At 65.0% G+C, this 16,424-nt stretch carries 11 protein-coding genes; 4 read left to right on the top strand and 7 right to left on the bottom strand.

What is annotated here, in order from left to right:
* Positions 1–578 precede the first annotated feature (578 nt).
* Positions 579–1,133 (top strand): SGNH/GDSL hydrolase family protein, encoded by a 555-nt coding sequence (locus QJT82_RS17545; protein ID WP_028340655.1) that lies wholly within the window; start codon positions 579–581, stop codon positions 1,131–1,133.
* Positions 1,134–1,140: 7 nt separating this feature from the next.
* On the opposite strand, the gene QJT82_RS17540 is transcribed toward QJT82_RS17545, so the two are convergent.
* Positions 1,141–2,061: an alpha/beta fold hydrolase gene (locus QJT82_RS17540; protein ID WP_028340656.1), complete on the bottom strand. Its 921-nt coding sequence runs from the start codon at positions 2,059–2,061 to the stop codon at positions 1,141–1,143.
* A 151-nt stretch (positions 2,062–2,212) separates the two neighbouring features.
* Here QJT82_RS17540 and QJT82_RS17535 point away from each other — a divergent pair, with 151 nt between their 5' ends.
* Both QJT82_RS17535 and QJT82_RS17530 read left to right on the top strand, forming a co-directional pair.
* Positions 2,213–2,671 (top strand): helix-turn-helix domain-containing protein, encoded by a 459-nt coding sequence (locus QJT82_RS17535; protein WP_028340657.1) that lies wholly within the window; start codon positions 2,213–2,215, stop codon positions 2,669–2,671.
* An 84-nt stretch (positions 2,672–2,755) separates the two neighbouring features.
* A complete protein-coding gene (locus tag QJT82_RS17530) occupies positions 2,756–2,923 on the top strand; it encodes a hypothetical protein (protein ID WP_016847764.1) in 168 nt (55 codons plus the stop codon).
* Between the two features lie 12 nt (positions 2,924–2,935).
* Here QJT82_RS17530 and QJT82_RS17525 read toward each other — a convergent pair whose 3' ends face one another.
* Positions 2,936–3,754 carry an aminoglycoside phosphotransferase family protein gene (locus QJT82_RS17525; RefSeq protein ID WP_028340658.1) on the bottom strand — a complete coding sequence of 273 codons (819 nt, stop codon included), beginning with the start codon at positions 3,752–3,754 and terminating at the stop codon, positions 2,936–2,938.
* 201 nt (positions 3,755–3,955) lie between these two features.
* Here QJT82_RS17525 and QJT82_RS17520 point away from each other — a divergent pair, with 201 nt between their 5' ends.
* Entirely contained in the window at positions 3,956–4,213 is a 258-nt protein-coding gene (locus QJT82_RS17520; RefSeq protein ID WP_028340659.1) for a hypothetical protein, read from the top strand.
* A gap of 18 nt (positions 4,214–4,231) precedes the next feature.
* On the opposite strand, the gene QJT82_RS17515 is transcribed toward QJT82_RS17520, so the two are convergent.
* The 5 genes from QJT82_RS17515 to QJT82_RS17495 all read right to left on the bottom strand — a co-directional run bounded on the left by QJT82_RS17515 (position 4,232) and on the right by QJT82_RS17495 (position 16,200).
* The gene (locus QJT82_RS17515; protein ID WP_028340660.1) at positions 4,232–5,575 is read right to left on the bottom strand and encodes a sorbosone dehydrogenase family protein; all 1,344 of its coding nucleotides are present in this window, start codon (positions 5,573–5,575) and stop codon (positions 4,232–4,234) included.
* Between the two features lie 80 nt (positions 5,576–5,655).
* Positions 5,656–7,269, bottom strand: a complete 1,614-nt coding sequence (locus tag QJT82_RS17510; RefSeq protein WP_028340661.1) for a DHA2 family efflux MFS transporter permease subunit — start codon at positions 7,267–7,269, stop codon at positions 5,656–5,658.
* Entirely contained in the window at positions 7,266–8,423 is a 1,158-nt protein-coding gene (locus QJT82_RS17505) for an HlyD family secretion protein (RefSeq protein WP_028340662.1), read from the bottom strand. Before QJT82_RS17505 ends, QJT82_RS17510 begins: the two co-directional genes overlap by 4 nt.
* 84 nt (positions 8,424–8,507) lie before the next feature.
* Positions 8,508–10,001 (bottom strand): HWE histidine kinase domain-containing protein, encoded by a 1,494-nt coding sequence (locus QJT82_RS17500; protein WP_035631585.1) that lies wholly within the window; start codon positions 9,999–10,001, stop codon positions 8,508–8,510.
* Positions 10,002–10,017: 16 nt separating this feature from the next.
* On the bottom strand, positions 10,018–16,200 hold the full coding sequence (locus QJT82_RS17495; protein ID WP_155258492.1) for a HAMP domain-containing protein: 6,183 nt from the start codon (positions 16,198–16,200) through the stop codon (positions 10,018–10,020).
* Positions 16,201–16,424 lie beyond the last annotated feature (224 nt).

The following is a 16,424-nucleotide window of genomic DNA, read 5'->3' as shown; positions in this document are numbered from 1 at the left end:
AGCTCGCCCGTAATTTTTTGGCCGCTGTTCATCTCGCCGCTCTCGTCGCATATTGGCTCAATTGAGTCTGGACCCTAGGTCAAGGAATCCAGCGATGCGGCATGCATACTTAGCCGTCCCGCGTGAACCGATGGCATCATCTCTGCACTTTTGACGGTGCTGGGGATTTCAGTGTCCCAGTCCAGGAAGAAAACGCCGCCGGGCGTATATTTGTGAGACCGGCGGCGTCTTTTCGGGACAATGCCACGATCAGGCCGGCGTCACAGCGTCGATACCGAGCGATTCAGCACCGCGCGAAGTCGGCCGGGCTCAGAGCTGAGACTAAAGCGGCTGCGCGACAGCCGACCACCAGACGGCCGCGACGATGGTAACGGGTTGCTCGCCGCCGTATCCAGCAACCTCCCGCAGGGCGTGATCCGCATAAAGTGATCGCTCCGGCGTTGTGCGGTTGTTTCTGAATATTGCTCGGGCTGGAGCGGCGATGGTAGCTCTGACGAGCAATGCGTCGCGCACTACCTTGGGTTTTGGCCGTTACTTTTCTGATTGGTTTTGTCGCTTCCTTTGCGGAGCTGCAGAGGATGCGCAACCGCTTCGGTGAGGTGTCTCAGCACGGCTTTCACGATCATGCCGCGGTGCGCGAATTCATGATACGCGCCGCGCTCGCCGACGCGCCGGCGCCGATCGTTGTGCTTGGCGATAGCATCACCGAAATGGCTCCGCTGCCCCGGCTGCTCTGCGGACGTCCGGTCATCAATGCCGGCGTTGGCGGTCAGACCATCCCGGAGGCAAAGCAGCTCGCCGGGCGCGTGCTGCAGGATCAGGGCGCATTCCTGCTCGTCCTCGCGGTGGGCGCGAACGACGCTGGATCGCCAACGGCGCAACGCGACTTCACCGACCTCATCGATGCCGTCAAGCCGCTGTCGACGCGGCCATTGGTGGTCATTGCCGTCGCAGCTGACGAACGGACCAACCGCGCGATCGAAGCTGCCGCAGTTGCGCGCGGTGTTCGGTTTATCGACCCGCATTTGCCGTCCGGCGCGAAGATGGCTGACGGCATTCACTTCACCGCGGCCGCCTACAAGGCCTGGGTGCCGGCACTTGAGGCGGCGATCTCGGCGGAATGCACGATGTGACGTGCAGTCACGTCTGCCGGATGAACTCCGCGATCAGGCCTGGGATTTCCTCAGGCGCATCCTCGAAACAATAGTGCCCGACACCGGCAAGGCGCCTGACCGGTGCCGCCGGGAAGATTGCGGAAAACAGCGGCAGGAAATGCTCTGCGCGCAGCGTGCGGTCCGCCTCGCCCCAGATTGCGAGCGCAGGTTTGCTGCGAATCAAACGGTCGGCGGCGGGATCAGGCGTCTGGAATTGATGCGCGCCGGTCGCAAAGCCCTTGGCCCAGCCGATCGCACCGAGGCAGTCCGCCGGACGGGCGAAGTGCGCGCCGTAGGCGGCGAGCCAGGCGTCCGTGATGACGGCGTTGTTCTCGAATCCGTTGAGCTTCAGCGTGCTCAGGATGTTGAAGCCGAGTTGTCCGAGAACCGGCTCGAGGTCGCCGCTCGCCTCGGCCTTTGCGATCCATTGAAACCACGGCGAGGCCTGCGCGTTGGCGGCGACGCGATCGAACAGATCGCTCTGCCCGAACGGCGTTGGCCCATTGGCGGAGACGATGCGGCGGATCCGGTCCGCATGCCGGGCCGCTAACCCCATGCCGACCGGGCCGCCGAAATCATGCATGACAAGGGTGATGTTGGTGAGATCGAGCGCGCGGACCAGCGCTTCGAGATTGTCGACATGGTCCTGCAGCCAATAGCTGCGATGCCCCGGCGTCGCGCTCTTGCCAAAGCCCATGTGATCCGGAACGATCACCCGGTGCGTCGCACTGAGGCCTGGCACCAGGTGGCGGAACAGATAGCCCCAGCTTGGCTCGCCGTGCAGGCAAAGCACCACCTCGCCGTCCCGCGGGCCTTCGTCGACATAATGCATCTGAAAGCCCGGCGCCGCGCTGAAATGCGGCGAGAACGGAAAAGTGCCGTCGAACGTGGCGTCGGCTTGGATCACGGCTCTGACCTCGCATGGTTTCAATTTGAAACCAACGTGTAGCGCTTGAGGTTTTACTTTGCAACCAATATATCGAACCAACGATCCGGGTGGTTTTCCGGCCGCGCCACTGAGCGCAGATCACCCCAGGGAATGAGTGTTGAGGATCACGATGGCCAAGCGAGTGAGCCACAGGGACTCGATGTGCGGCGTCGCCCGGCCGCTGGATGCGATCGGCGACTGGTGGTCGCTGCTGATTGTCCGCGATGCCTTCGACGGGTTGCGCCGCTTCGGCGAGTTTCAGAAGAGCCTCGGGCTTGCCAAGAACATCCTCTCGGCCCGGCTCCGCAATCTTCTGGCGCACGGCATCATGGAGACGGTGCCGGCAAGCGACGGCAGCCCCTACCAGGAATATGTGCTGACCGAAAAGGGACGCGGGCTCTTCCCTCTTCTCGTCGCGCTCCGGCAGTGGGGTGAGGACTTCTTCTTTGAACCCGACGAGGCGCATGTGCTCCTGGTCGACCGCAAGAACGGGCTGCCGGTGCGGCGGCTCGAGCTGCGCGCGCAAGACGGACGCGTCGTTGGTGCGGAGGACACGATGGTGCGGCTGCCGCCGGCCTCACCCGAGTGAGAAGTGCACGTGTCGCGCGCGCCATCGACTGCAACCGGATGTTAACGCTCCGTGCCGCAGCATCCGCGCGTGGAGGTTCGACCAATGCAAACATTCCGGATTTCGCTGAGCGATGGGACGCGGCAATTCCACACGGCGATTCAGGCGCCGGACCCCGCTTCCGCGCGCATCAAGGCCGCCTACTTCTTCGATATCTCGAAGTGGCGGATTTTGAGCGTGTCGCTGAGTGGAGCCAGCGCCGCGGCGGCGTAATCGCTGCGCGCTCTACGCCATCCGGTCGAGCTCCGCGGCGGCGAGCTGTGCGATGGTAAGGTCGATTTCGGCGAGCGGATCGCCGTCCCCCAGAAACCAGGCTGCCGACAAGCCGGTCCAGGCCACGATCCATGACAGCAGGCGCCGGCGATCGAGCCGCGCGGCTTCAACGACAAGGTCGAGCCGCCGGGCAAAGCGTCCGGGTTTGGTCGCGACCGGCCGCGTCGGATCCGCAAGATCCGGATTGGTGAAGATGTTGGCGAAGTCGAACCCGCGCTCGCCGACAAGATGCTTCGGATCGATCGCAAGCCAGCCGCGCGCGCCGAAGTCGAGCACATTGTCATGGTGCAAGTCGCCGTGCAGGACCACGATCCCACGCTGATTGCCCAGCAGAGCTTCGGCAACTTCCGCCGATCGGTTCAGAATGCCGCCATGTGCCCTTGCCGCGGGCCACAACTCACGAAACCAGTGCGTCAGCGGCGTCAGATCCGGCCGCGGCATCGCTCTCTCGGCGTGAAGCCGATCGGCCGTTGCACAGAGAATCCTGCAGGCCTCGTCGTCCCGGCCGGTTCGCGCCATTTCGCTGAGCGAAGCCGATCCCATCGCCCTCTCGAGCAGAAGGGCGTCGCCGTCACGGGCAAGAACCCGCGCCGCACCTTCGCCGTCCCACCACTCCATCACGACAGCGCCGAGGCGTTCGTCCGGCTCGTGCGAGAGCTTGAGCATGGCCGGCTCCCCATGCCGGCGCACCGGCAGCAACCGTGCGGCGTGCGTCACGATCGGGGCGCCGTCGGGGACAAGACTCCAGGCCGAGAGATAGGGAGCGAACATTTGGGTGGACTGACCGGGGACGAAGAAGCGAGCCTCGTGGTTCTAATCATTGCTTCCGCGCGCTGCCACGCCGGTTCCCTGCGGCGCATCGTGGCAGGGCCACGCGAACCGGTTCCCCGCTGCCCTGCCAATGTTGGCTGATGACAGCCCCCACCCATCTCGCGCTACAATGTCGCGGCCGGTGCTACGGAGGGTGTGGCGATGCCGCGAAAGGGAATTACCGGACACGACGAATGGGTGGTCACGGAGGCCCTGGCCACAGCGCTGGTGGCGCTCGAACAGTTGCCGTCAAAGCATCAGCCGCGCGCGCATATGGAGGATGTCCGAAAGATCCTGACCGCCAGATGTGAGGCCGGCGCCGTCACGCTGCATCTTGCGCAGGCCAAGTGCCGGTTGTTTCCCGACACCGATCCCCTGACCATCTACGAGGAATATGGACTCAAGGACGGGCTCGGCTAGCGCGCGCCGCCTGCAGCATTAGTCGCGGCTGACGCGCCAGATCGTGCCGTTGCCGTCTTCGGAGACCAGCAGCGCGCCGTCGCGCGCGACCGTCACACCGACCGGACGGCCCCAAACCTCATTGTCGCCGATGACGAAGCCGGTGACGAAATCCTCGTACTCGCCGGTCGGCACGCCGTCCTTCAGCCTGATACGAATGACCTTGTAGCCGGTGCGCTTCGACCGATTCCACGAGCCGTGCTCGGCAGCAAACGCATCGCCGCGATATTCCGGCGGAAAGCTGCTGCCGGTGTAGAAGGTCAGGCCGAGCGACGCCGAGTGGGCCTGCAACAGCACGTCGGGGACCGTCACCTTGTCCTTCAGGTCGGGCCGTGCGCCGGCGTGCGCGGGGTCTTCGTTGCCGCCGATGTAATACCAGGGCCAGCCGTAGAACGCGCCTTCGCGGACCCGTGTCACGTAGTCGGGCACGAGGTTGTCGCCGCGGCCGTCGCGCTCGTTGGTCGAGCACCACGGCGTGCCGCTTCCGGGCTGGATCGCAAGTCCGACGCAGTTGCGGATCCCGGTGGCAAACAGCTTCTTGTTCTTGCCGTCAGGATCGAAGGCGAGCACGGCGGCGCGGTCGGTCTCGTCGCCCCAGGCAGCGCCGAGCGCATGGTCGCGGCTCCAGGCCTCGATCCCTTTCGGCGGGCGGCCCAGCCCCTCGCCTGCGTTGCCGGCGGAGCCGACCGATACCAGCATCCGCTTGTCGTCCGGCGTGAACACGATATCACGCGTGGAATGGCCGTAGCCGGGCGGCAGCCGGGCGACGATCGTCTCGGGCTTTCCCGACGCCTTGAGATCGCCGTTACGGTAGGCAAAGCGCACGACGCTGTCGGTGTTGGCGACATAGAGCCATTGCGGAGCGTCGCCGCTCGGGAAGAATGCGATGCCGAACGGCTGGTTCAAGCCGGTTGCGTAGACTTCGTTGGTCGCAGGCCTGGCGGCACCATCGGGGCTGCGCAGGATACGAATGCGGCCGGAGCCGGTCTCCACAACGAAGATATCGCCATTGGGCGCGGCCCGGATGATCCGCGGGCCGCTGAGCCCGCTCGCAAACAGTTCGACCTTGAACCCTGCCGGCACCTGCGGCGCGGCCGATGCAGGTCTCGGCATGACGCGCGGAAACTTGCTGCTCGACGCCGTTGCCCCGGGCTTGGGTAAGTCCTGCGGCGTGATCAGGCGCACCCTGCCCGGCTTGTCGCGTTGCCAGCCGCCGAAGGCTTCCGCGCCTTTCAGCACGGGCTCGGCGCCCGACCGCGTGATGCTGATCGCCGCGAGGAAGACGACCGACAGACCCGCAGCGGCAAGACTCGTCCTGGGCATATGCTCCTCGCGCGATTTCCCTTCGGCCACGCCGTTCATAGCGCGGTTCGGCCGCTCCCGCGTTCACAATGTCGTCTGCTCTAATGTCCCTTGGGTGGCGCCGTCAGATCGACCGGTTTGATGATCAGCGCCAGCGGGATCATCACGAGGCCGATGATCGAGAGCATCCAGAACACGTCGATATAGGCGAGCAGGTCGACCTGCCGCTGCAAGGTCTGGCCGACCCAGGCGACCGCCTGGGACGCGGCGTCCGATGCGTTCGACCCCTGCGCCTGAAAGAAGCGCGTCATCGTGTCGATGGTCTGCTGATACCCGAGATCGGACGGCGCGGCATGCTCGATCAGCCGGCTCTGGTGGAATTGCTGGCGTTGCGCCAGTGCGGTCTGGGCGAGTGCGACGCCCATCGACCCGCCGATATTGCGCGCGACGTTGATCAGTGCCGAGGCCTGGTTGGTCTTGTCCGGCGGCACGCCGTCATAGGACGCCGTCGTGACCGGCAGAAACAGGAACGGCAGCCCGGCGGAGAGGAAGATGCGCGCGAGCGCGGCGTAGCCATAGGTGATGTCGCCGTTCAATCCCGTCAGGTGCCACATCGAGAATGCAACGATGCAGCCGCCGATCGCGATCAGATATTTCGGCTGAACGCGGCTGACGAGGTTGCCGACCACCGGCATCAAGATCAGCGTGACGATGCCGCCGGGCGACAGTGCGAGCCCTGCCAGCAGCGCAGTATAGTTCAGCTCGGTCTGCAACAGCTGCGGCAGGAGCTGCGTCGACGAGATCAGCACCGCGCCGGTGCACAGCATCACCAGGAAGCACGATCCGAACTGGCGGCGTCCCAGCAGACGGAGATCGACGATCGGGTCCTTGCGCGTCAGCTCCCAGGGAACCAGCGCGATCAGACAAATCGCCGAGGCCAGCGCGAAGCCGACGATCATGTTGGACCCGAACCAGTCCTTGCGCTGGCCTTCGTCGAGCACGAATTCGAGCGAACCGAGCCCGATCGCGACCAGCACGAAGCCGATGTAGTCGACGCGCAGGCCGTTCTTGAGGAGCTGCTTGCGCTCCTGCTCGGCACCGGAGGGCTCCTTGACCAGCGTCCCGACCAGGAACAGCGAGAGCAAGCCCATCGGCACGTTGATCAGGAAGATCCAGTGCCAGCTATAGGTATCGGTGATCCAGCCGCCGAGCGTCGGCCCAACCACGGGAGCAACCACCACCGCGACGCCGTAGATCGCGAACGCCTGGCCACGCTTGGCCGGCGGAAAGGAGTCGGCGAGGATCGCCTGCTCGCTCGTCGCCATCCCGCCGCCGCCAAGGCCCTGGATGATCCGGAACAGAACCAGCGCCTCCAGGCTCCAGGCAAGCCCGCAAAGCAGGGACGCAAATGCGAAGGTGCCGACGCAGATCATGTAGAAGCGCTTGCGGCCGATCACGGTCGAGAGCCAGCCCGAGATCGACAGCACGATCGCGTTGGCGACCAGATAGCTGGTGATGACATAGGTGCTCTCGTCGATGCCGACCGCCAGGCCGCCCGCGATATGACGCAAGGCCACATTGGCGATCGTGGTGTCCAGCACCTCCATGAACGTCGCGATCGAGACGACGAAGGCGATCATATAGGGATTATGTCCGCCGGCAGCCGAACGCTCCGGCGACCAGGCCGCGCCGCCGCCTGCCGCAACGTCGGTCATCGCACCCTGGTCCAGGGCACGACCGACATGCCGGGTCCGATCGGAACGTCATCCGGCCAATTGTCGATCACGATCTTCACGGGAACGCGCTGCACGACCTTGACGAAATTGCCGGTCGCGTTCTCCGCCGGCAGCAGGCTGAACGCAGTGCCTGAGCCCGGCTGAACCGAAGCCACGCGGCCGGTGAGCTTGCGCCCCGGATACGCGTCGATCCTGATCTCGACCGGCTGGCCCGGGCGCATGTCCGTCAGCTGCGTTTCCTTGTAGTTGGCGGTGATCCAGACCTCGTCGGGAACGAACATCATGACGCTCTGGGCCGGCGCCACATAGGTGCCGACCGCGCCACTCAGTTTGACGACGCGCCCGGATTGCGCCGCGACGATGCTTGTATATCGCAGGTTCAATTTAGCCTGATCGAGCTGTGCCTGCGCCTGCTCCAGCGATGCCTTGCTGCTCTTGAGCTGAGCCTCGAGCGTCTTGACGCCGAGTTCGGCCGCGGTCACTGCCGTCCTGGCGCGGCTGGCATTGGCCTGCTGGGCGTCGAGATCCGAGCGCGTCTGCTGCTGCCGCTGCACCGTGCCCGCGCCCTTTTCGACGAGGTTCTGGGCGCGCTCCGCCTCCTCCCGCGCGAACTTCAATTGCGCCTCGGCCTGCTGCTGCTGCGCCTTGGCTTCCTTGATCTGCTCCTGCTGGCTGTCGATCTGGGCCTCGACATTGGCGATGTTGGCCTCTGCGACCGCGACTTGTGCGCTGGCCTGATCGACGGCGATCTTGTAGTCGCGCTCGTCGATCCTCGCGAGGAGATCGCCGGCATTGACGTGCTGGTTGTCGGTGACGGGGACCTCGACGACGTAGCCGCCGACCTTTGCCGCCACCGCAAAGCTGCGTGCGGCCACGAACGCGTCATCTGTCGATTCATAATGACGGGCATCGAGCCAGTAGCTCACGCCACCGATGATCGCGAGCAGGAGCAGACAGGCGCCGACTGTGGCAAGCAGCCAGTGCTCGCGCAGCCGATCACGCATCGATGGCTTGCGCCCGGTCTCCTGCTGCGGCAAGGATTCGCGGTCGGGTCGCGTTTCTTGCTCGGGATTGCGCTCAGGCTGCCGCGGCTTCTCCGCGGACGGCCCGCGCTCACGGGTTTGGGCATCCACGGCAGCACCTCAAGCCACGAACGGAGCGGTCAAGCTTCGTTAACCGCAGCGTCCGGCGCTTGGTTCCTGTTCGGCCGCGACGCGCTACACGGCTCTGGAACTGACCAAGGGCTTGCGTTCGGCTGCCGACGGTTCGCGGAACGCCGGCGTCTCGCCGACAAGCGCCTTGAGCGGAACCGTGAGCCGGCACACCAGGCCCTCGGCGCGCCAATCGAAGTCGGCGCGCCCGCCGAGCTGGGTTTCGATGCTGGCGATCACGCTTCGGGTGCCGAAACCTTTCTGCTTCGGCTTGGTCACGGGAGGTCCGCCGGATTCCACCCAGGCCAGGATCAGCGTGTCATCGTGCAACTCCCAGGTGATCGCGAGCCGGCCCGACAACACCGAGAGGCTGCCATATTTGGCGGAGTTGGTGACGAGCTCATGCAACGCCAGTGCCAGCGTCTGCGCGGTCGCGGGCTGCAACTGCACCTCCGCGCCGTCAATCTGGATCTGCCCGGCCTCCGAATACGGCGCGATCTCCTCGGCGACCAGCCGCCGGATTTCAGCGCCCTGCCAGCTCGACAGCGACAGCACGGTGTGAACGCGCGCCAGCGCCGTGATGCGGCCCTCGACCGCCCGCACGTAGGCGGTCACGTTCTGTGCGCGCGTCAGCCGCACGATCGATTGCGCCAGCGCGAGCGCGTTCTTGGCGCGATGGTCGACCTCGCGGGTCAACAGGCTCTGCCGCTCCTCGGCCTTCTTGCGATCGGTGATGTCGACGGTGACGCCGCTCACCCGAACCACCTTGCCGTTGCGGTCGCTGGTGGCCGCGGCCGTGCCGACGCACCAGCGCACCTCGCCGTCCGGCCGCATGACACGGAATTCGGTTTCGTAGGACGTCTGGCCCTTGCCGAAGCCGGTCCAGGCTTGCCGGAGGTGTTCGACATCGTCGGGATGAAACAGCGCCTGTATATTGTCGGAGGTGAGCTTGAAGGACTTCGGGTCGACGCCGAAGATCTTGTATTGCCCCTCGTCCCACATCCAGTCGCCGTTGACCCAATCCCAGTCCCACGAACCCATCTTGCCGGCGGCAATCGCCATGCTGCGGCGCGCCTCGCTCTCGACCAGCCGCGTGGTCGACTGCTCGAGCTCGGCGGTGCGCGCGCGCACGCGGTCCTCGAGCTCCGCGTTGAGGCGTTCGAGCTGCCGTGTCTTGCGGTAGAGCTCGGCGAACACGCGGATCTTCGCCCGCAGCACCTCGGGCACGACAGGCACCGGCACGTAATCGACCGCGCCCATCTCGTAGCCGCGAAGCCGGTCGATATCGCTGACCTGGATTGCCGATATGAAGATCATCGCGGTCTTCTGGAAGCGCGGATGTTCGCGGATCATCGCCGCGAGCTCGAAGCCGTCGAGTTCGGGCATGCAGACGTCGACCAGGATGACCGCGACTTCGTTCTTGAGCAGGAACTCCAGCGCTTCGCGGCCCGACGACGCGGCGACCAGCGTCTCGCCGAGCTCCTTCAGGATGACCTCATAGGCCAGCAGCTTCGCCGGCTGGTCATCGACCAGAAGGATGTTTACCTTTTCGTGGTCCATCATGTTCGATCGCCGATCAGCGGTGCAGCCACATGCGGATCGCCAGCAGCAGTTGCTCGGTGTTCACGGGTTTCGCCAGATAGTCGGACGCGCCTGCCTCCAGGCATTTCTCTCGATCGCCTTTCATCGCCTTCGCGGTCAGCGCGATGATCGGCAGCCGCGCGAAGGTGGAGTTTTGCCGGATGGCGCCGATGGTCTGGTAACCGTCCATCTGCGGCATCATGATGTCCATCAGCACGATCGCAATTTTGGGATTGGATTCGACCAGCGAGATGGCCTCGTGACCGGTCGTCGCAGTCAACACCTTCATACCTCGCCGCTCCAACACGCTCGAGAGCGCGAAGATGTTGCGGGCATCGTCGTCGACCAGCAGCGCGGTCTTGCCAATAAGATCCTCGTCGGAACTATTGAGCTTCTCCAGCATCCTCTGTTTTTCGACGGGCAATTCCGTGATCACACGGTGCAGGAACAGTGACGTTTCGTCGAGCAGACGTTCCGGCGATTCCACGCCCTTGACGACGATGCTGCGCGCCATCGTGTGCAGTTCCGCGTCTTCCTCCGCCGAAAGTTCCCGGCCCGTAAACACGACAACGGGAATATTGGAGAGCGTCTCGTCCTTGCGGATATGATCCAGCACTTCGAAACCGCTCATGTCGGGCAGGCGCAAGTCGAGCACGACGCAGTCGTACGGATTTTCGCGCATCGTTGAGAGCGCCCCTGCCCCGGTGCCGGTGGTCACGATCTCGATATCCTCATGCCCGAGCAGTTCGGTAATGCTGAGCTGCTCCGCCGCGTTGTCCTCCACAATCAACAGGCGCTTGCGGCGCGGTCTGGCGTATTCCTTGATCTGCGACAGCGCCGCGCTGACGCCTTCCGTCGTCGTCGGCTTGTTGACGAAGGAGAAGGCGCCGCGCGCCAGCGCGTGCTGCCGGTCCTCGTCGAGCGTGATGATCTGAACCGGGATGTGACGGGTCAGCGGATTGTGCTTGAGCTGGCTCAGCACCGTCCAGCCCAGCATGTCGGGCAGGAAGACGTCGAGCGACACCGCGCTCGGCTGGAACTGCTTGGCAAGATCCAGCGCCTCGGCGCCGCGGCTTGCGACCAGCACCTTGAAGCCCTTGTCGCGCGCCAGATCGATCAGCACCCGCGCGTAATGCGGATCGTCCTCGACGATCAGCAGGATGGTGTCGCCGGGCTCGAGATTGAGCCGGTCGTCCGGAAGCTGCTCGATCGCACGCTCCTGCGTGCCTGACGCCTGCAGCGCCGGCGCCGGCGTGTGCGGCATCGGGAACGGCTGGGCCTGCTGACGCAGCGCCACCGAGGGTCCGGCATATTTCAGCGGCAGATAGAGCGTGAAGGTCGAGCCCTTGCCCGGCGCGCTGCGCAGATGGATCTCGCCGCCGAGCAGACCCGCGAGCTCACGGCTGATCGCCAGTCCAAGACCGGTACCGCCATATTTGCGGCTGGTGCCGGCGTCGGCCTGCTGGAACGCCTCGAAGATCAGCTTCTGCTTGTCTTGCGGAATGCCGATGCCGGTATCCGACACCTCGAACGCAACGACCGCAGGCGCCGCATTGAGGATCGGATGCTCCACACTCCAGCCGCCGAGCGCGGCCGACACGGTCAGGCTGACGCCGCCTTCCGCGGTGAACTTGAACGCATTCGACAAAAGGTTCTTGAGCACCTGCTGCAGCCGCTTGGAGTCGGTAACCATGCTGCGCGCAAGATTGGCATCGACATCGATGCTGAACGAGAGATGCCGGTTCTCCGCCTCGTGCCGGAACGGCCGTCCGACGGTCTCGAGCAGGCTCGATGTCAGGATTTCCTCGGCGTCGACCGTCACCGTGCCGGACTCGATCTTGGAGAGATCGAGGATGTCGCTGATCAGGTTCAACAAGTCGGTGCCGGCACCGTGAATGGTGCGGGCGAACTCGACCTGCTTGCCGGTCAGATTGCCGTCGGGATTTTCGGTGAGCTGCTGGCCCAGGATCAGGATCGAGTTCAGCGGCGTCCGCAACTCGTGCGACATGTTGGCAAGGAATTCGGATTTGTACTTCGAAGTCAGCGACAGCTCGGTCGCCTTCTCTTCCAGCGCGCGTCGCGCCTGCTCGATTTCCTGGTTCTTGCGCTCGACGTCGACGTTGCGTTCGGCAAGCTGCTGGGCCTTCTGCTCCAGCTGATCGTTGGTCTGCTGCAATTCCTTCTGCTGGGTCTGCAGCTCGCCGGCGAGCTGTTGCGACTGCTTGAGCAGCGCCTCGGTCTGCATCGTCGCCTCGATGCTGTTGAGCACGATGCCGATGCTGTCGGTCAGCTGTTCGAGGAAGGTGATCTGCGAGGTCGTAAACGAGGAGATCGAGGACAGCTCGATCACCGCCTTGACCTGGTTCTCGAACTGCACCGGAAACACGACGAGGTTCTTCGGCATGATCCGCATCAGCGCCGAATTGATCGGCACCGCATCGCCGGGAATCTCGGAGACGAGGCGCTGGCGCTTGTCGAGCGCGCATTGGCCGATCAATCCCTCGCCGAACTGGACGATCTGCGGATGCGGATTGCTGCTGTCGCTGGCATAGGCCGACAAGAGGCGCAACTGCGCATTCTCGGGATTGTCGACCTGATAGATCACGCCCATATGCGCGTTGATCAGCGGCGCAAGCTCGGTCAGCAGCAACCGGCCGACGGTCGCAAGATCGCGCTGGCCCTGCAGCATGTTGGTGAAGCGCGCCAGGTTGGTCTTCAGCCAGTCCTGTTCGGTGTTGCGCTCCGTCGTGAGACGGAGGTTGCCGATCATCGTGTTGATGTTGTCCTTCAGCTCGGCGACCTCACCGCGGACGTCGACCTGGATCGAGCGCGTCAGGTCGCCCTTGGTCACGGCGGTCGCCACTTCCGCGATCGCGCGCACCTGGGAAGTCAGGTTGGCCGCGAGCAGGTTGACGTTGCCGGTGAGATCCTTCCAGGTGCCGGCCGTGCCGGGCACGTTGGCCTGACCGCCGAGCCGTCCCTCGACGCCGACCTCGCGCGCCACGCTGGTGACCTGTTCGGCGAAGGTCGCAAGCGTCTCGGTCATGTTGTTGATGGTGTCGGCGAGCGCGGCCACCTCGCCTTTCGACTTCACCGTCAGGTTCTGCTTCAGATCGCCGTTGGCGACCGCGGTCACCACCTTGACGATGCCGCGCACCTGCTCGGTCAGGTTGACCGCCATGACGTTGACGGTGTCGGTGAGGTCCTTCCAGGTGCCGGCAACGCCGCGCACCTCGGCCTGGCCGCCGAGCTTACCCTCGGTGCCGACCTCGCGCGCCACGCGCGTCACCTCGCCGGCGAAGGCGTTGAGCTGGTCGACCATCGTGTTGATGGTGTTCTTGAGCTCGAGGATTTCGCCCTTCACGTCGACCGTGATCTTGCGCGACAGGTCGCCGCGCGCCACCGCGGTGGTGACTTCGGCGATGTTGCGCACCTGGGTGGTCAGGTTCGCGGCCAGCAGGTTGACGTTGTCAGTAAGGTCCTTCCAGGTGCCGCCGACGCCGGGCACCACGGCCTGGCCGCCGAGCCGTCCCTCGGTGCCGACCTCGCGCGCCACGCGTGTCACTTCGGCGGCGAACGAGCGCAGCTGCTCGACCATCGTGTTCAGGGTGTCCTTGAGCAGCAGGATCTCGCCGCGCACGTCCACGGTGATCTTCTTCGACAGGTCGCCGCCGGCGATCGCGCTCGCGACCTCGGCGATGTTGCGGACCTGCGCGGTCAGGTTCGACGCCATGAAGTTGACGTTGTCGGTGAGGTCCTTCCAGGTACCGGCGACGCCGGGCACTTCGGCCTGGCCGCCGAGCTTGCCTTCGGTACCGACCTCGCGCGCCACGCGCGTCACCTCGCCCGCAAACGCATTGAGCTGGTCCACCATCGTGTTGATGGTGTTCTTGAGCTCGAGGATTTCGCCCTTCACGTCGACGGTGATCTTGCGCGAGAGGTCGCCGCGCGCCACGGCGGTGGTCACCTCGGCGATGTTGCGGACCTGCGCGGTCAGGTTGCCGGCCATCGAGTTGACGTTATCGGTCAGGTCTTTCCAGGTGCCGGCGACGCCGGGCACGTTGGCCTGGCCGCCGAGGCTGCCGTCGGTGCCGACCTCGCGCGCCACGCGCGTCACCTCGCCCGCGAAGCGGTTGAGCTGATCGACCATCGTGTTCAGCGTTTGCTTCAGCTGAAGGATCTCGCCGCGGACGTCGACCGTGATCTTGCGCGACAGGTCGCCGCCGGCGATCGCGGTCGCGACCTCGGCGATGTTACGGACCTGCGCGGTGAGATTGCCGGCCATCGAGTTGACGCTGTCCGTCAGGTCCTTCCAGGTGCCGGCGACGCCGGGCACCTCGGCCTGGCCGCCGAGCTTGCCGTCGGTGCCGACCTCGCGCGCCACGCGCGTCACCTCGCCGGCGAAGGCGTTGAGCTGGTCCACCATCGTGTTCAGCGTTTCCTTCAGCTGAAGGATTTCGCCGGATACGTTCACCGTGATCTTCTTCGACAGGTCGCCCTTCGCCACCGCGGTCGCGACCTCGGCGATGTTGCGGACCTGCGCGGTCAGGTTCGAGGCCATCGAGTTGACGCTGTCGGTGAGATCCTTCCAGGTGCCGGCGACGCCGCGCACCTCGGCTTGGCCGCCGAGCTTGCCTTCGGTGCCGACTTCGCGCGCCACGCGCGTCACCTCGCCGGCGAAGGCGTTGAGCTGATCCACCATCGTGTTGATGGTGTCCTTCAGCTCGAGGATTTCGCCGCGCACGTCCACCGTGATCTTCTTGGAGAGGTCGCCGCCCGCGACCGCCGTCGTCACGGCGGCGATGTTGCGGACCTGCGCGGTCAGGTTCGACGCCATGAAGTTGACGTTGTCGGTCAGATCCTTCCAGGTGCCGGCGACGCCGAGCACATTGGCCTGGCCGCCGAGCTTGCCTTCGGTGCCGACCTCGCGCGCCACGCGCGTCACTTCCGACGCGAAGGCATTGAGCTGGTCGACCATGGTGTTCAGCGTTTCCTTCAGCTGAAGGATCTCGCCCGACACGTTGACCGTGATCTTCTTCGAGAGGTCGCCGCCGGCGATCGCGGTCGCGACGTCGGCGATGTTGCGGACCTGCGCGGTCAGGTTCGACGCCATGAAGTTGACGTTGTCGGTGAGGTCCTTCCAGGTGCCGGCAACGCCGGGCACCTGGGCCTGGCCGCCGAGCTTGCCTTCGGTGCCGACCTCGCGCGCCACGCGCGTCACTTCCGACGCAAACGAGTTGAGCTGGTCCACCATCGTGTTGATGGTGTCTTTCAGCTCCAGAATCTCGCCGCTGACGTCGACCGTGATCTTGCGTGACAGGTCGCCGCGCGCCACGGCCGTGGTCACGTTGGCGATGTTGCGCACCTGGGCGGTCAGGTTGCCGCACATCGCGTTCACCGAGTCGGTGAGGTCCTTCCAGGTACCGGCGACGCCGGGCACGATCGCCTGGCCGCCGAGCTTGCCGTCGGTGCCGACCTCACGCGCCACGCGCGTCACTTCCGAAGCGAACGAACGCAGCTGATCGACCATCGTGTTGATGGCTTCCTTCAGCTGCAGGATCTCGCCGCGAACGTCGACCGTGATCTTCTTGGACAAGTCGCCGTTGGCAACCGCGATCGTCACCTCGGCGATGTTGCGGACCTGGCCGGTCAGGTTGTTGGCCATCGAGTTGACGCTCTCGGTCAGGTCTTTCCAGACGCCGGTCACTTCCGGCACCTGGGCCTGGCCGCCGAGCTTGCCCTCGGTGCCGACTTCGCGCGCCACGCGCGTGACCTCCGAGGTGAACACCGAGAGCTGCTTGATCATCGTGTTGACGATGTTCGCCGACTGCAGGAATTCGCCGCGCAGCGGCCGGCCCTCGACGTCAAGCTGCACGGTCTGCAGCAGGTCGCCCTGCGCCACCGCGGCAACCGCGCGGGTGACCTCGCGGGTCGGCCACAGCAGATCGTCGATCAGCGTGTTGACCGAGCTCTCCATATCGGCCCAGGCGCCGCTGGCGAGGCCGAAATTGACGCGCTGGCGGGTCTGTCCCTCGCGGCCGACGACCTGGCCGACGCGCGCCAATTGCTGCGCCATGCGCTCATTGGCGGCTGCGATTTCGTTGAAGGCGTCCGCGATCTTGCCGTCGATGCCGAGATAGTCGCCACGCATCCGGACCGAGAAGTCGCCGGCGCGCATCGCTTGCAGCGACTGCAGCAGATCGTGCGAGGAATCGAGGCTTCCGTTTGATGATTGGCTGCGGCGTGTATCAGCACGGGGACGAGGCGGCGAACCGAGATCGGTCATGTAATTTCCCCTACGCGCTGGCCGCGAATCCAGAGACTCGGCAATGCCAGTGTGACCATAAGAATGACTGCCCTTGATCTATTCAAGCGGGAAAACCCCAAAACCGCAATTTGTGA

The sequence above is a fragment of the Bradyrhizobium sp. Mp19 genome (assembly GCF_029952935.1).
Taxonomy (GTDB): Bacteria; Pseudomonadota; Alphaproteobacteria; order Rhizobiales; family Xanthobacteraceae; genus Bradyrhizobium; species Bradyrhizobium elkanii.
The sequence above is the reverse complement of the archived record's forward strand: the minus strand, read 5'-3'. Positions and strand labels throughout refer to the sequence as shown.

Excerpts from the sequence above, each read along its gene's own strand:
- QJT82_RS17545 (WP_028340655.1), top strand. The coding sequence starts at position 579 with ATGCGCAACCGCTTCGGTGAGGTGTCTCAGCACGGCTTTCACGATCAT.
- QJT82_RS17535 (WP_028340657.1), top strand. The coding sequence starts at position 2,213 with ATGGCCAAGCGAGTGAGCCACAGGGACTCGATGTGCGGCGTCGCCCGG.
- QJT82_RS17530 (WP_016847764.1), top strand. The coding sequence starts at position 2,756 with ATGCAAACATTCCGGATTTCGCTGAGCGATGGGACGCGGCAATTCCAC.
- QJT82_RS17525 (WP_028340658.1), bottom strand. The coding sequence starts at position 3,754 with ATGTTCGCTCCCTATCTCTCGGCCTGGAGTCTTGTCCCCGACGGCGCC.
- QJT82_RS17520 (WP_028340659.1), top strand. The coding sequence starts at position 3,956 with ATGCCGCGAAAGGGAATTACCGGACACGACGAATGGGTGGTCACGGAG.
- QJT82_RS17515 (WP_028340660.1), bottom strand. The coding sequence starts at position 5,575 with ATGCCCAGGACGAGTCTTGCCGCTGCGGGTCTGTCGGTCGTCTTCCTC.
- QJT82_RS17510 (WP_028340661.1), bottom strand. The coding sequence starts at position 7,269 with ATGACCGACGTTGCGGCAGGCGGCGGCGCGGCCTGGTCGCCGGAGCGT.
- QJT82_RS17500 (WP_035631585.1), bottom strand. The coding sequence starts at position 10,001 with ATGGACCACGAAAAGGTAAACATCCTTCTGGTCGATGACCAGCCGGCG.
- QJT82_RS17495 (WP_155258492.1), bottom strand. The coding sequence starts at position 16,200 with ATGCGCGCCGGCGACTTCTCGGTCCGGATGCGTGGCGACTATCTCGGC.